12 protein-coding genes are annotated in these 15,854 nt (G+C 58.3%); 5 read left to right on the top strand and 7 right to left on the bottom strand.

The annotated features are described in order from the left end of the window. Positions 1-76: 76 nt before the first annotated feature. The 4 genes from phoH to efeU form a co-directional block, all read right to left on the bottom strand. Positions 77-865, bottom strand: a complete 789-nt coding sequence (gene phoH, locus P346_RS16590; protein WP_024908976.1) for a phosphate starvation-inducible protein PhoH — start codon at positions 863-865, stop codon at positions 77-79. Positions 866-1,365: 500 nt separating this feature from the next. After that, a complete protein-coding gene (gene efeB / locus P346_RS16585) occupies positions 1,366-2,649 on the bottom strand; it encodes an iron uptake transporter deferrochelatase/peroxidase subunit (RefSeq protein ID WP_032658065.1) in 1,284 nt (427 codons plus the stop codon). Between the two features lie 5 nt (positions 2,650-2,654). After that, positions 2,655-3,782: an iron uptake system protein EfeO gene (gene efeO, locus P346_RS16580; protein WP_032658066.1), complete on the bottom strand. Its 1,128-nt coding sequence runs from the start codon at positions 3,780-3,782 to the stop codon at positions 2,655-2,657. A 40-nt stretch (positions 3,783-3,822) separates the two neighbouring features. Next, complete coding sequence (efeU, locus tag P346_RS16575) at positions 3,823-4,656, bottom strand: iron uptake transporter permease EfeU (RefSeq protein ID WP_032658068.1); 834 nt, start codon at positions 4,654-4,656, stop codon at positions 3,823-3,825. 251 nt (positions 4,657-4,907) lie between these two features. Here efeU and P346_RS16570 point away from each other — a divergent pair, with 251 nt between their 5' ends. Further along, complete coding sequence (locus P346_RS16570; RefSeq protein WP_032658070.1) at positions 4,908-6,092, top strand: NupC/NupG family nucleoside CNT transporter; 1,185 nt, start codon at positions 4,908-4,910, stop codon at positions 6,090-6,092. A 95-nt stretch (positions 6,093-6,187) separates the two neighbouring features. Here P346_RS16570 and P346_RS16565 read toward each other — a convergent pair whose 3' ends face one another. Both P346_RS16565 and putP read right to left on the bottom strand, forming a co-directional pair. Continuing rightward, positions 6,188-6,607 (bottom strand): DUF3574 domain-containing protein, encoded by a 420-nt coding sequence (locus P346_RS16565; RefSeq protein ID WP_032658073.1) that lies wholly within the window; start codon positions 6,605-6,607, stop codon positions 6,188-6,190. A gap of 116 nt (positions 6,608-6,723) precedes the next feature. Beyond that, entirely contained in the window at positions 6,724-8,232 is a 1,509-nt protein-coding gene (gene putP, locus P346_RS16560; protein WP_032658076.1) for a sodium/proline symporter PutP, read from the bottom strand. Positions 8,233-8,654: 422 nt separating this feature from the next. Here putP and putA point away from each other — a divergent pair, with 422 nt between their 5' ends. Continuing rightward, complete coding sequence (putA, locus tag P346_RS16555) at positions 8,655-12,617, top strand: trifunctional transcriptional regulator/proline dehydrogenase/L-glutamate gamma-semialdehyde dehydrogenase (protein WP_032658077.1); 3,963 nt, start codon at positions 8,655-8,657, stop codon at positions 12,615-12,617. 101 nt (positions 12,618-12,718) lie between these two features. After that, the gene (locus P346_RS16550) at positions 12,719-13,111 is read left to right on the top strand and encodes a lysozyme inhibitor LprI family protein (RefSeq protein WP_032658079.1); all 393 of its coding nucleotides are present in this window, start codon (positions 12,719-12,721) and stop codon (positions 13,109-13,111) included. Between the two features lie 73 nt (positions 13,112-13,184). On the opposite strand, the gene rutR is transcribed toward P346_RS16550, so the two are convergent. Continuing rightward, a complete protein-coding gene (gene rutR / locus P346_RS16545) occupies positions 13,185-13,823 on the bottom strand; it encodes an HTH-type transcriptional regulator RutR (protein ID WP_032658081.1) in 639 nt (212 codons plus the stop codon). Between the two features lie 245 nt (positions 13,824-14,068). Here rutR and rutA point away from each other — a divergent pair, with 245 nt between their 5' ends. Together rutA and rutB are read left to right on the top strand one after the other, a co-directional pair. Beyond that, positions 14,069-15,160 carry a pyrimidine utilization protein A gene (gene rutA / locus P346_RS16540; protein ID WP_032658083.1) on the top strand — a complete coding sequence of 364 codons (1,092 nt, stop codon included), beginning with the start codon at positions 14,069-14,071 and terminating at the stop codon, positions 15,158-15,160. Continuing rightward, the gene (gene rutB, locus P346_RS16535; protein WP_029742091.1) at positions 15,160-15,849 is read left to right on the top strand and encodes a pyrimidine utilization protein B; all 690 of its coding nucleotides are present in this window, start codon (positions 15,160-15,162) and stop codon (positions 15,847-15,849) included. The genes rutA and rutB overlap by 1 nt, the downstream gene beginning before the upstream one ends. Positions 15,850-15,854: the final 5 nt, after the last annotated feature.

Here is a 15,854-nt window from a genome sequence, read left to right on the forward strand (position 1 = left end):
AGCGCAGCGTCACCCGACATCATGCCCGCACAAAAAACAAAGCCCGGTTTCCCGGGCCTTGAACACAACAGCAAACTCAATAATACGCTTGCAGCGTGCGCTGGCAGAGCGCGGAGCGCACGCAGTCCTCTTTGGTGAAGCGTACCACCCCAATCATCTCATCTTCCTCAAAACGTGACATGGCGTCGCTCAGCCCGGACTTCACGCCGGATGGCAGGTCACACTGGGTAATATCGCCGTTAACGATAACCGTCACGTTCTCCCCGAGGCGCGTTAAAAACATCTTCATTTGCGCAGCGGTCACATTCTGAGCCTCGTCAAGAATGACGACCGCATTTTCAAATGTACGTCCGCGCATATAGGCGAACGGCGCGATTTCCACCTTGCCAATCTCTGGTCGCAGGCAGTACTGCATGAAGGATGCACCCAGTCGCTTCACCAGCACGTCATAGACGGGCCTGAAGTACGGGGCAAACTTCTCCGAAATATCTCCGGGCAGGAAGCCGAGATCTTCATCAGCCTGCAGTACCGGACGGGTAACAATAATTCTCTCCACGTCCTTATGAATCAGCGCTTCCGCCGCTTTGGCTGCACTAATCCAGGTTTTCCCGCATCCGGCTTCACCGGTTGCAAAGATGAGCTGTTTACTCTCGATAGCATTCAGGTAGTGCGCCTGAGCCTCATTGCGCGCCACAATTGGAGAATTATCACGGCTGTCTCGGGCCATGCCAATTGCTTCTACGCCACTCATCTGCACAAGCGAGGTGACCGATTCTTCTTCACGCTGTTTATGGCTACGTGAATCCCGTCTCAGCACACGTTTTGCTTCGCGACGAGCTTTGATCACTGCTTTTTGTCTTCCCATGGATAGCACCTTGAGTTGTTGGTATTCATCACACGCGCCAGCTTCGGCACGATTATGCGCACGAACATCAGAGGGTTGGCTTCCTTGTAAGCCATTGCTTGCTTTATCGGATGACGATACGGAACAGCTACGCGCACCGTTCTGCACGTCGGTCGAATCAGATTCTTGAGGAAGGGGGGAGAATTTAGTGGTGAGGAAATCGCTGCCGGAGTCTGAGCCTCCGCGCCGGGTGCTGCGGTTGTTATGTTTACCTTGTCCAGTACAGGACGCAACCATTCGCGATCTCCATAGTGATTCAGCATCACTGCCGGGAACTACCGCTGTCTTATCTTAAGTACATCAGGAGTTATCATAAATGCAACATTTATTTTACCTGAATGCAACTTTTAAGACTGTCCCTACAGGTGGAATCAGTCTCATATATGAATATTACAGAAATATAACAACAAGATAGTCATATGAAAAAATAATGTCCCCGCGAACCGTTGCGGGGACAATTATCAGGATTCAATAAGACCTTGAGCGAGGTACGCGTTCCGGTCGCGCACGCCCGGCAGGGCAAAGAAATAGCCGCCGCCGATAGGCTTAATGTACTCTTCCAGCGCTTCGCCGTTGAGCCGCTTCTGTACGGTCAGGAAGCCTTTTTCCAGATCGTGCTGATAGCAGACGAACAGCAGGCCCATATCGAGCTGGCCGGAATTGGTCACGCCGAGCGAATAGCTGTAGCCCCGGCGCATCATCAGGCTGGACTGTGTCTCTTTGGTTCGCGGATTGGCCAGACGAATGTGGCTGTCCAGCGCGATGGTATCGCCATTGGGATCGCTGGCGTAGTCGGGCACGTCATGCTCGTTCTTCATGCCGAGCGGCGCGCCGCTTTGCTTATCGCGACCAAAGATTGTCTGCTGCTCTTTGAGCGGCGTGCGGTCCCAGAACTCCACGTGGAACTGAATAATCCGCACCGCCTGATAGCTGCCGCCCACCGCCCACGCCGGTTCACCCTGATCTGCCGTCACCCATACCACGTCTTGCATCAACGCCGCATCGCTGCTGTCAGGGTTGGCCGTACCGTCCTTAAAGCCCAGCAGGTTAACCGGGGTCTCTTTCCCTTTACTGCGGGCGGCGTGGTCCGAGATAAAACCTTCCCGCTTCCAGCGCACGCTCAGCAGATCCGGCGTGTGCTTGATAATATCGCGCAGGGCGTGGATCACAGTGTCCTGGGTATTGGCACAAATTTGCAGGAGCAGGTCGCCGTGGCACAGCGCCGCGTCGAGGGAGTCATTCGGGAAACGCGTCATTTTCTGCAGCGCTTTCGGCTTATGTTTTGCCAGCCCATAGCGCGCATCAAACAGCGACTCACCGAGCGAAACGGTAATGGTCAGGTTATCCGGGGCGATAAACGGCCCCAGAATGCCGGAATCCATTGGCGGTAGGCGCGGGTTCGGCGTATCGGGCGCCGGTCCGCCCGCGGTAAGAAACGCGATGCGCGTCGTCAGCAGGCGGAACAGGCGCTCCAGATCGGCTTTATCGCTGGCCAGCGAATCAAAGGCCACCAGCATCATGGACGCCTGCTGCGGCGTCAGGATGCCCGACTGATGCTCGCCATAAAACGGCTGCGTCTCCATGCGGGCATTGGGTGACAGCGTGCCGGGCGCGCTTTGCGGTTTCGCCGCATGCGCTACCGGACAGCCACCGGCCAGGGCAAGCGCGCCGCCCAGCGCCCCTACCCCTTTTAACAATCGACGACGTGAAGGCTCAACCACGTCGTTCTCGTTATGCTTATTCATCGTGCTTAGTCCAGACCCAGTACGCCGCGCAGCAGAGAGAGATCTTCCGCCAGGGCGGTAATCGGGCCTTTCAGCGCGTTACGGTCAGCATCGGTCAGCTTATCGTAGGTTTCAAACCCGTCTTTGGTACGGTACTTCGCCAGAATGGCGTCGACTTTTTTGAAGTTGGCATCCACTTTGGCCAGCAGTTCACCGTTATCTTTCTGTAGCTGAGGTCGCAGCAGGTTAACAATTTTCTGCGCGCCGTCGACGTTGGCCTGGAAGTCCCACAGATCGGTATGGCTGTAGCGATCTTCTTCGCCGCTGATTTTACTCGCGGCCACTTCTTCAATCAGACCGGCCGCGCCGCCCACTACTTTTGACGGCGGGAAGGCCAGCTCGCTGATGCGCTTTTGCAGCTCCAGCACGTCGCCGTTCAGCTGCTCGGCGTATTTCTCCATCCCTTTGGTGGAGTTGTCGCCAAACAGGGCTTTCTCCAGACGGTGGAAACCGGTGAATTTCGGATCGGCGGCTTTCTGCTCGAAATCATCTTCGCGGGCATCAATGCTGCCATCAAGGTCAGAGAACAGTTCGGCAATCGGCTCGATGCGCTCGTAGTGCTGACGGGTTGGCGCATAGAGGGATTTCGCTTTTTCGATGTCACCGGCCTTAACCGCATCGGTAAAGGCTTTGGTTGCCGTCGCCAGGTCCGCCGTCTCTTTCGTGACATAGGCTTTATACGCCGTAATCGCGTCGCCCAGGCTCAGCACCGCAGCGCCTTTCGCCGCATCGGCCGTCGCTTCACCTTTGACGATCAGCTTCCCTTTCGGGTTGGTCAGCAGACCGCAGGTCATCTCATACTCGCCCGGCTGCAGGTTGGCGGTCATCTTCTGGCTGAAGCCAGGGGCGATGTTTTCGCGCTCCTCCACCACCAGAACCCCTTTCAGGATCTCCCACTCCAGCGCCTTCTGGCTGTGGTTCTGAATAATGAACTGGGTTTTGCCGCTGTTCACCGTGAGGGTCATCGGCTCACACTGCTTGTCATTGACGGTGACTTTAACCTGAGGTACATCCGCGCCCCAGGCGGAGAATGCAGAAGCGAACAGCGCGGCAATGCCTGCGCATAACGCACTACGACGGAACTGAATTGCCATGACTCTTCCCTTTAAAAGTATGTTGTAGCTAAAACAAAAATTATGGCGTAACGCGCGACGCCTGCGAGCCGGTACGCGGCGGCATTGCGAACAGCACCAGCGCCGGAACCAGATAAATAAAGTACATCGCCACTTCGCTGACGCTCGGCGTTTCCTGATAGCCGAAGATACCTTCAAGCAGGGTGCCGGTCAGAGAATGGGTGGAGAGCACGTTGCTGAGATCGAACGCCACGTCCTGGAAGTGGTTCCACAGGCCCGCCTCGTGGAAGGCGCGGATTGCGCCCGCCGCCAGCCCTGCTGCCACCAGCAGAATAAACAGGCTGGTCCACTTGAAGAAGGCGCCCAGATTGAGACGAATGCCGCCCCAGTAGAGCAGAAAGCCCAGCACAACGGCGGTTGCCAGCCCGAGCATCGCGCCAACCGGCGGCCAGATACCGACATCCTGCTGAAACGCCGCCAGCAGGAAGAAAACGGACTCCAGGCCTTCACGCGCGACGGCGAAAAAGACCATCATAATGAGCGCCCAGCCGTGGTTATTGCCCTTTTGCAGCGCGTTATCCACCGCCTGCTCCAGCTGCACCTTCACGTTGCGGGAGACTTTACGCATCCAGAACACCATCCAGGTAAGGATCACCACCGCAATCACGGCGACGATCCCTTCGAACAGCTCCTGCTCTTTCTGCGGGAACTCCCCGGTGGTTTCGTTGATGAGGATACCAAGGCCCAGACAGAGCGCCGCGGCAAGGAATACCCCGACCCACATGACGCCAATCCAGCGCCCGCGCTGGGTTCGCTTCAGATAACTGGCGATGAGGCTCACGATGAGGGCAGCTTCGAGCCCTTCACGTAACATAATGAGAAATGGAACAAACATGCCGACACCTTAAATGTTTATCGCGGTCAACTGATGCAAAGAAAGGTAAATTCTTGTGATAGTGATTATCATTACGGCGAAAAGAAACACAAGCGAAATGTGTGGTGTTTTGATGACGAGTTGTAAATGCAAAGCCGGTTAATAGTTGCCGACGTTACCGTTAAGTTTATAAGTTATAATAAAATTGCCCATTTACGGTTAACCAGCGCTGTGGCTAAATATCCTCCTCAAAAACCAACTGAAAATAAACCATGTTTAAAATTGTCCATTTCCTGCTGGCGCTGGTCATTATTCTCGCGCTTGCCTGGCTGGTAAGTTTCGACCGCCGAAAAATTCGCATTCGTTATGTTTTACAGCTGATTGTTATTGAAATTGCGCTGGCGTTCTTTTTCCTGCACGCCGAAAGCGGCTTATTCCTGATTAAATATGTTTCCGGCTTCTTTGAATCACTGCTGAAATTTGCTTCGGAAGGGACGAATTTCGTCTTTGGCGGAATGGGGGAAAAAGGGCTGGCGTTCATTTTCCTCGGCGTGCTTTGCCCGATTATTTTTATTTCCGCGCTGATTGGTATTCTTCAGCACTGGCGGATCCTGCCGATTTTTATTCGGGTCATCGGAACGCTGCTGTCAAAACTGAACGGTATGGGCAAGCTGGAATCCTTTAACGCGGTGAGTTCGCTGATCCTCGGCCAGTCGGAAAACTTCATTGCCTACAAGGGCGTGCTGGGCGATCTCTCCTCTCGTCGTCTATTCACCATGGCGGCCACGGCCATGTCGACGGTCTCCCTGTCGATTGTCGGCGCCTATATGACCATGCTCGACGCCAAATTTGTCGTCGCGGCGCTGATTCTGAACATGTTCAGCACCTTTATTATTCTCTCGGTCATCAACCCGGCGCGTCCGGAAGCGGAGCCGGATATCAAGCTGGAAAAACTGCATGAATCGCAGAGCTTCTTCGAAATGCTCGGCGAGTATATTCTGGCCGGTTTTAAGGTGGCGATGATTATTCTGGCCATGCTGATTGGCTTTATCGCCCTTATTAGCGCCGTTAACGCCCTCTTCTCCAGCGTATTTGGCATGAGCTTCCAGCAGATTTTGGGCTATGTGTTTTATCCGCTGGCATGGCTTATCGGTATTCCGCTGAGTGACGCCCTGAACGCGGGCAGTATTATGGCGACCAAGCTGGTGGCGAATGAATTTGTGGCGATGATTGAGCTGCAAAAAATCGCTCATCAGATGTCCCCGCGCGGACTGGGCATTTTGTCCGTCTTCCTGGTGTCCTTCGCGAACTTCGCGTCCATCGGCATTGTGGCCGGGGCGATAAAGGGCCTTAACGAGCAGCAGGGGAACGTGGTATCGCGGTTTGGTCTGCGTCTGGTGTACGGCGCGACGCTGGTGAGCCTGCTGTCGGCGAGCTTTGCGGGGCTGGTGCTGTAAGTTTTGTGCGGTTAATGCCCGGCGGCGCTTCGCTTGCACGGGCCTACGGGTTTTGTAGGCCCGGTAAGGCGTAGCCGCCACCGGGCATCGGTTTCTCAGAACTGCACGCACACCGGCTGGTCGACTCGCATCACCGACTCCTGCGCGAAGCGTGATTTATAAATCCCGCGCAACGCTTCGATGTTCTTCTCGCTCTGCGCATCTTTACCGTGGATCAGCATCAGCGCTTTGCTGGGTTCGCGCGCCACTTTCCCGTCGTTTCCCAGCCACTGCCCGCGCGCGTCAAACACCGTTAAGCCATCGCGAAAGCGCGGCGTCACGTCCTGATCGACAAACTGCTGCCATTCGTTGCCGGTAATCTGCGCCCCGGCAGGACGATTTAAGCCGAAATAGAGCGTGGTTTGCTGCATCTGGTTATCCGCTTTGCAGGTCTCTACCGCTGCGTGTTGCGATGGCGCGTTGCAGCCAGCCAGCATCAATAATGCCGCCGCCATTAACCCTGTTTTGATTGTCATGCTTCGCTATCCTCATTGTTATAAGCACATGGATATCACAGGAAATTACGGATTTTGGCAAGAAAAAAGCCGGGTAGCGCTAGCGCTTACCCGGCCTATGGTGTTACTTGGGAAAATTATTCCGGCTGCAGCTTAGACGGCGGCGCGGAGTGGTAGTGCGCGTCTGCTTCTGCAAAGCGTTTCTGCATGGAGGCAGACGGGGCTTTACCCAGCAGGCTGAACACCACGATGCCGATGCTGCCGAAGATGAAGCCCGGAATGATTTCGTACAGGCCCAGCCACGCGAACTGTTTCCAGACGATAACGGTCAGCGCACCGATAATCATCCCCGCCAGCGCGCCGTTACGGGTCATACGTGACCACATGACGGAGAACAGCACCACCGGACCAAACGCCGCACCAAAGCCCGCCCACGCGTAGCTCACCAGACCCAGCACGCGGTTTTCCGGGTTAGCCGCCAGCGCGATGGCAATCAGCGCCACCAGCAGCACCATAAAGCGCCCTACCCACACCAGCTCTTTCTGGCTCGCGTTTTTACGCAGGAAGGCTTTGTAAAGGTCTTCGGTGATCGCACTGGAGCAAACCAGCAGCTGGCAGCTCAGGGTGGACATCACCGCCGCCAGGATTGCGGAGAGCAGGATACCGGCAATCCACGGGTTAAACAGAATTTGCGCCAGCTCGATGAACACGCGCTCGGCGTTCTGGTTGACCGCGCCCGACTGCGCCGGGTTGTTGTTGAAGTACGCGATGCCGAAGAAGCCGACCGCACACGCCCCCGCCAGACACAGGATCATCCACGTCATGCTGATGCGACGGGCGTGAACGATGGTGTGGTGAGAATCCGCCGCCATAAAGCGCGCCAGGATATGCGGCTGACCGAAGTAGCCCAGGCCCCAGCCCATCAGCGACACGATGGCCACGAAGTTCAGCCCTTTCAGCATGTCGACGTTTTCGATGCTTTTCTGCTTGATCACTTCCAGCGATTCGCCAAAGCCGCCAACGGTGAAAATCACAATCACCGGGGTCAGGATCAGGGCGAAGATCATCAGGCTCGCCTGCACGGTGTCGGTCCAGCTTACCGCCAGGAACCCGCCCACGAAGGTATAGAGGATGGTCGCCGCCGCACCGGCCCACAGGGCGGTTTCGTAGCTCATGCCGAAGGTGCTTTCGAACAGACGCGCGCCGGCCACGATGCCGGATGCACAGTAGATGGTGAAGAACAGCAGGATAACTACCGCAGAGATAATGCGCAGGATGCGGCTGTTATCTTCAAAACGTCCGGTGAAGTAATCCGGCAGCGTCAGGGCGTTGTTGTTGGCCTCGGTATGCACGCGCAGACGGCCTGCCACCAGCTTCCAGTTGATCCACGCGCCGACGGTCAGGCCGATGGCGATCCAGCTTTCAGAGATACCGGAGATGAAAATCGCGCCGGGCAGCCCCATCAGCAGCCAGCCGCTCATGTCGGAGGCGCCCGCAGAGAGTGCGGTCACCATTGGGCCTAAACTGCGTCCGCCCAGAATGTAGTCGTCAAAGTTCTTTGTAGAACGCCACGCCAAAAACCCTATCAGGATCATGCCAAAAATATAAACGAGAAATGTCACCAGCATCGGTGTGCTAATAGCCATTCAAATTCTCCAAAATGTCGAGCGACAACCATCCGGGCTGCCTTGTTATATGATCACCGGAACGAGGTGAATGTATCTTGTGTTTCGGTTGGGCGCGCTATCCTGCCGTATGCGCCTTCCGCTGACAAACGATTTAACACTGCATTTACATCAATTTCATCCCCGGTTTGATACGAGTTTCCTATAGGTTGCACTCGCTCACGCTTTTACGGGTTGCACCTTTGAAAAGTGTTAACTACCGCATAAAACCAGGCCTCCTGCACAAAAGCCAGTGCGTTTTTCCAGCTAACCATTCGTTAACAATCCATTCATTTTCCGGGTTGCAAACCAGGTCACATTTAACACGGTTGCACAAAGTTGCAACATGGTGGATATTTCACGCTATCAACAGAACGCTATTACAGAACAACAGGAGCTTTGGCATGGGTATGACCACCATGGGGGTTAAGCTGGATGACGCAACCCGCGAACGGATTAAGACCGCAGCAACCCGCATTGACCGCACGCCGCACTGGTTAATTAAGCAGGCGATTTTTAACTATCTCGAAAGACTCGAGAGCGATGAGGGCCTGCCGGAGCTGCCTGCCCTGCTGGCCGGCGCGGCGAACGAAAGCGAAGAAGCCCCGGCCGCTGGCGACGAGAACCATCAGCCGTTCCTTGAATTCGCCGAGCAGATCCTGCCGCAGTCCGTCAGCCGTGCCGCCATTACCGGCGCCTACCGCCGTGCCGAAACCGACGCCGTGCCGATGCTGCTGGAGCAGGCCCGCCTGCCGGAAGCCATTGCCGCACAGGCGCACAGCCTGGCGTATCAGTTAGCCGACAAGCTGCGCAACCAGAAAACCGCCACCGGCCGCGCCGGGATGGTTCAGGGTCTGCTGCAGGAGTTTTCCCTCTCCTCTCAGGAAGGCGTGGCGCTGATGTGCCTCGCGGAAGCGCTGCTGCGTATTCCGGATAAAGCCACCCGCGACGCGCTGATCCGCGACAAAATCAGCAACGGCAACTGGCATTCACACATTGGCCGCAGCCCGTCGCTGTTCGTCAACGCGGCAACCTGGGGCCTGCTGTTTACCGGCAAACTGGTCTCCACCCATAACGAAGCCAACCTCTCCCGCTCCCTGAACCGCATCATCGGTAAGAGCGGCGAGCCGCTGATCCGCAAGGGCGTGGACATGGCGATGCGCCTGATGGGCGAGCAGTTCGTTACCGGGGAAACCATTGCCGAAGCGCTGGCAAACGCCCGCAAGCTGGAAGATAAAGGTTTCCGCTACTCGTACGACATGCTGGGCGAAGCGGCGCTGACCGCCGCCGACGCGCAGGCCTACATGGTCTCCTATCAGCAGGCGATCCACGCCATCGGTAAAGCATCAAACGGTCGCGGTATTTATGAAGGCCCGGGCATCTCCATTAAGCTCTCCGCCCTGCACCCGCGCTACAGCCGCGCGCAGTACGACCGGGTGATGGAAGAGCTCTACCCGCGCCTGAAGTCGCTAACCCTGCTGGCGCGCCAGTATGACATCGGCATTAACATCGACGCCGAAGAGGCCGACCGTCTGGAGATCTCCCTCGATCTGCTGGAAAAACTGTGCTTCGAGCCGGAGCTGGCAGGCTGGAACGGCATTGGCTTCGTTATCCAGGCCTACCAGAAGCGCTGCCCGTTCGTCATTGATTACCTGATTGACCTGGCAAGCCGCAGCCGCCGTCGCCTGATGATCCGTCTGGTGAAAGGCGCCTACTGGGACAGCGAAATCAAACGCGCCCAGATGGAAGGGCTGGAAGGCTATCCGGTCTATACCCGCAAGGTTTACACCGACGTCTCTTACCTCGCCTGTGCGAAAAAGCTGCTCGGCGTGCCGAACCTGATCTATCCGCAGTTCGCTACCCACAACGCCCATACCCTGGCGGCAATCTACAGCCTGGCCGGGCAAAACTACTATCCGGGCCAGTACGAGTTCCAGTGCCTGCACGGCATGGGTGAACCGCTGTACGAGCAGGTCACCGGTAAAGTGGCGGACGGCAAGCTGAACCGCCCGTGCCGAATCTATGCTCCGGTGGGAACGCACGAAACCCTGCTGGCGTACCTGGTGCGTCGTCTGCTGGAAAACGGCGCGAACACCTCCTTCGTTAACCGCATCGCCGACACCACGCTGCCGCTGGACGAGCTGGTGGCCGACCCGGTGCAGGCCGTTGAGAAGATGGCGGCGCAGGAAGGCCAGGTTGGACTGCCGCATCCGAAGATTGCCCTGCCGCGCGAGCTGTACGGCAAAGGCCGCGTCAACTCGGCGGGTCTGGATCTCGCCAACGAACACCGTCTGGCGTCCCTCTCCTCTGCCCTGCTCAACAGCGCGCTGCAGAAGTGGCAGGCCAAACCGATGCTGGAGCAGCCCGTTGCAGACGGCGAAATGCAGCCGGTAATCAACCCGGCCGAGCCGAAGGATATCGTCGGCTACGCGCGTGAAGCGACCGAAGCGGAAGTGGATCAGGCGCTGGACAGCGCGGTGAACAACGCCCCTATCTGGTTTGCCACGCCGCCGCAGGAGCGCGCCGCGATTCTGGAGCGCGCGGCGGTGCTGATGGAAGATCAGATGCAGTCGCTCATCGGCATTCTGGTACGCGAGGCGGGTAAAACCTTCAGCAACGCGATTGCCGAAGTGCGCGAGGCCGTCGACTTCCTGCACTACTACGCCGGTCAGGTGCGTGATGATTTCGATAACGAAACCCACCGTCCGCTGGGTCCGGTCGTCTGTATCAGCCCGTGGAACTTCCCGCTGGCGATCTTCACCGGCCAGATTGCCGCCGCATTAGCCGCAGGCAACAGCGTGCTGGCAAAACCAGCAGAGCAGACCCCGCTGATTGCCGCGCAGGGTATCAACATTCTTCTGGAAGCCGGCGTGCCGGCGGGCGTGGTTCAGCTGCTGCCGGGCCGTGGTGAAACGGTCGGTGCCAAACTGACCTCCGATAACCGCGTGCGCGGCGTGATGTTCACCGGTTCGACCGAAGTAGCGTCTCTGCTGCAGCGCAACATTGCCACCCGTCTGGATGCCCAGGGTCGCCCTACGCCGCTCATCGCGGAAACCGGCGGGATGAACGCCATGATCGTTGACTCCTCCGCGCTCACCGAGCAGGTGGTGGTCGACGTGCTGGCCTCCGCGTTCGACAGCGCCGGCCAGCGCTGCTCCGCCCTGCGCGTGCTGTGCCTGCAGGACGACGTGGCGGACCACACGCTGAAGATGCTGCGCGGCGCGATGGCCGAATGCCGCATGGGCAACCCGGGCCGTCTCACTACCGATATCGGGCCGGTGATCGACACGGAAGCCAAAGCCAACATCGAAAACCACATTCAGACCATGCGCGCGAAAGGCCGTCCGGTGTTCCAGGCGGTCCGCGAGAACAGCGAAGATGCCCGCGAATGGCGGACCGGCACCTTTGTGCCGCCAACGCTGATTGAGCTGGCAAGCTTCGACGAGCTGAAAAAAGAGGTCTTCGGCCCGGTGCTGCACGTGGTGCGCTACAACCGTAACAACCTGAACGAGCTGGTTGAGCAGATCAACGCCTCCGGCTATGGCCTGACGCTCGGCGTGCATACCCGTATCGACGAGACTATCGCGCAGGTGACCGGCAGCGCCAAAGTGGGCAACCTGTACGTTAACCGCAACATGGTTGGCGCGGTCGTGGGCGTGCAGCCGTTCGGCGGCGAAGGCCTTTCCGGCACCGGTCCGAAAGCGGGCGGTCCGCTCTACCTGTACCGTCTGCTGGCGAACCGTCCGGAGAACGCTCTGGGCGTCACTCTGGCACGCCAGGATGCGGACTATCCGGTGGATGCGCAGCTGAAAACCGTGCTGACCCAGCCGCTGGAGGCGCTGATCGCCTGGGCGGAAAAACGCCCTGAACTGCGTGCCGTTGCGCAGCAGTACGGCGAGCTGGCGCAGGCGGGCACGCAGCGTCTGCTGCCGGGGCCAACCGGCGAGCGCAACACCTGGACGCTGATGCCGCGCGAGCGCGTGCTGTGCGTGGCCGATAACGAGCAGGACGCGCTGGTGCAGCTGGCTGCCGCGATGGCAACCGGCTGTGAAGTGCTGTGGCCGGAAGATGCGCTGCATCGCGATCTCGCCAAACAGCTGCCGAAAGCGGTCTCGGCCCGCATTCGCTTTGCGAAATCCGATGCGCTGCTGACGCAGCCGTTTGATGCGGTGATCTACCACGGTGATTCCGATCAGCTGCGTGAACTCTGTGAGCAGGTTGCGGCCCGCAGCGGCGCCATCGTTTCCGTGCAGGGCTTTGCGCGCGGGGAAACTAACCTGCTGCTGGAGCGTCTGTACGTGGAGCGCTCGCTCAGCGTCAACACCGCGGCGGCAGGCGGTAACGCCAGCCTGATGACCATCGGCTAATCGTGTAAACTCTCCCCGGTGACGCTACGCTTACCGGGGCTACAAAATCACCGTAGGCCGGATAAGCGCAGCGCATCCGGCTTTTTTACACGGAGGGAATGATGAAAAGAGTATTTCTCGCAGGAGCAGCACTGCTGCTTAGCGCCAGCGCGCTGGCCGACGAGTGCGACAAAGCGACCACCCAGCTTGAGCTGAATACCTGTAGCGCGCAGCAGTACCAGGCTGCCGATAAAAAACTCAACCAGACCTATCAGGCCGCCGTTAAGCGCGCGGCGGCACCTCAACGCGACCTGCTGAAAAAAGCGCAGCAGGCGTGGATTACCCTGCGCGACGCGGACTGCGCGTTTATCGGTTCGGGGACGGAAGGCGGGAGCGTCCAGCCAATGATTGTTAACCAGTGCCTGGCGGAAAAAACCGTGGAGCGCGAAGCGTTTCTGGCCTCGCTGATGCAGTGTGAAGAGGGCGACTTAAGCTGCCCTCTCCCGCCGGGCTGAGGGATCTTCACAAAATAATGCCTGCACGGACGGCCCCCTCTCCCTTGAGGGAGAGGGCTGGGGTGAGGGGGAACTAGCGTAAGCGGATCCCTTCGATAATCATCCGCTGCACGTTTTCCAGGGTGCTGTGGAAAAACGCCTCGTCCTGCAGCGTTTTACCGGTCACCGCCTCAACCTGGGCCGCAAAGTCAGCGTAATGCTGGGTGGAGGCCCAAATCATAAAGATCAGATGATGCGGGTCGACCGGAGCCAGCTTTCCGCTGGCGACCCACCCGGCAATAATGGCCGACTTATCGTCCACCAGCTGTTTTAAATCTCCGGTGAGTTCCGCCTGCAACAGCGGTGCACCCTGCAGCATCTCAAGACAAAATAGCCTTGATGCCTGCGGATAATCGCGCGACACCTCCAGCTTCAGGCGAATGTACTCTTTGATCGCCACCAGCGGGGCCAGCTCCGCGCGGAACGCTTTGAGGGGCGCCAGCCAGATATCGAGGATCTGCTGCATCACCGCCACATAGAGCGCCTCTTTCGATGGGTAATAGTAAAGCAGATTGGTTTTGGATACGCCGGACTGCTCCGCTACCTGCTCCAGGCGCGTGCCGTGAATACCAAACTGCGAAAAAGTCTCCAGCGCCGCGCTGAGGATCGCCTGCTTCTTGGCGCTCACCGCCTGCGAACGTTTACCTGGTGTTTTCACTGCGCCTTGTGCCATTCCCGCTCTCCTTATTCTGCGTTGCCCTCAGCATAGCAAAACCCCCGACTCGCCACGACATCCTGCACTCCGATCGCGCATGAATGCCTGTTTTCTGTGCAATGTTTTTGACCAGTTAGTCCACATTTAGCCGCATCAATCCACCAACTTCTGATTAACACATTAATAACACAGCCATTTTCAAAACTGGCACCGCCTTTGCAAAAACACCGATACACCTGCGACGTAATGAAGAGAGGTTCGTGATGAAAATTGGCGTATTTGTACCCATCGGCAACAACGGCTGGCTTATCTCGACCACTGCACCGCAATACATGCCGACCTTTGAGCTCAATAAAGCCATCGTGCAGAAAGCGGAGCATTACCATTTCGACTTTGCGCTTTCGATGATCAAGCTGCGCGGCTTTGGCGGCAAAACCGAATTCTGGGACCACAACCTGGAGTCCTTTACCCTGATGGCCGGGCTGGCCGCGGTCACCTCGCGGATCCAAATCTACGCCACCGCCGCCACGCTCACCCTGCCCCCGGCGATCGTCGCGCGCATGGCGTCCACCATCGACTCCATCTCCGGCGGGCGCTTTGGCGTCAACCTGGTCACCGGCTGGCAAAAACCGGAGTACGAGCAGATGGGGCTCTGGCCGGGTGACGAGTACTTCTCGCGTCGCTACGACTACCTGACCGAATACGTGCAGGTGCTGCGCGACCTGTGGGGGACCGGCAAAAGCGATTTCAAGGGCGATTTCTTCACCATGAACGACTGCCGCGTCAGCCCGCAGCCGTCGGTGCCGATGACGGTGATTTGCGCCGGACAAAGCGACGCGGGGATGGAATTTTCCGCGAAATACGCCGACTTCAACTTCTGCTTCGGTAAAGGCGTGAACACGCCTGCCGCCTTCGCCCCGACCGCCGCGCGCATGAAAGAGGCCGCTGACAAAACCGGGCGCGACGTGGGCTCCTACGTGCTGTTTATGGTCATTGCCGACGAAACCGACGACGCCGCGCGCGCTAAATGGGAGCGCTATAAGGACGGCGCCGACGAGGAGGCCCTGAGCTGGCTCACCGAGCAGAGCCAGAAGGATACCCGCTCCGGGGCGGATACTAACGTCCGCCAGATGGCCGACCCGACCTCCGCCGTCAATATCAACATGGGCACGCTGGTCGGCTCGTACGCCAGCGTCGCCAGAATGCTTGACGAAGTGGCGGCCGTACCCGGTGCGGAAGGCGTTCTGCTGACCTTCGACGATTTCCTCACCGGCGTGGAGACCTTCGGCGAGCGCATCCAGCCGCTGATGCAGTGCCGCGCCCACATTCCTGCCGTCACGAAGGAGGTAGCGTAATGACGACCCTTAACGCACGCCCGGAAGCTATCACCTTCGCGCCCCAGCAAAGCGCGCTGATCGTGGTGGACATGCAAAACGCCTACGCCAGCCAGGGCGGCTATCTGGATCTGGCGGGGTTCGACGTCTCCGCCACCCGGCCGGTGATCGAGAACATTAAAACTGCCGTCGCCGCCGCGCGCGCCGCGGGCATGCTCATCATCTGGTTCCAGAACGGCTGGGATGACCAGTACGTCGAGGCCGGCGGCCCCGGCTCGCCCAACTTCCACAAGTCGAACGCCCTGAAAACCATGCGTAAACGGCCCGAACTGCAGGGCAAGCTGCTGGCGAAAGGCGGCTGGGACTATCAGCTGGTGGATGAGCTGGTACCGCAGGCGGGCGATATTGTTCTGCCCAAACCGCGCTACAGCGGCTTTTTCAACACCCCGCTCGACAGCCTGCTGCGCAGCCGGGGCATTCGTCATCTGGTGTTCACCGGCATCGCCACCAACGTCTGCGTGGAGTCGACCCTGCGCGACGGCTTTTTCCTCGAGTATTTTGGCGTGGTGCTGGAAGACGCGACCCATCAGGCCGGGCCGGAATTCGCCCAGAAGGCGGCCCTGTTCAATATCGAAACCTTTTTTGGCTGGGTCAGTAACGTCAATGATTTCTGCGACGCCCTGAATCCCCCGCTCGCCCGTATCGCCTGAGGAGA

This window comes from Enterobacter sp. DC1, from assembly GCF_000568075.1.
Taxonomy (GTDB): Bacteria; Pseudomonadota; Gammaproteobacteria; order Enterobacterales; family Enterobacteriaceae; genus Enterobacter; species Enterobacter asburiae.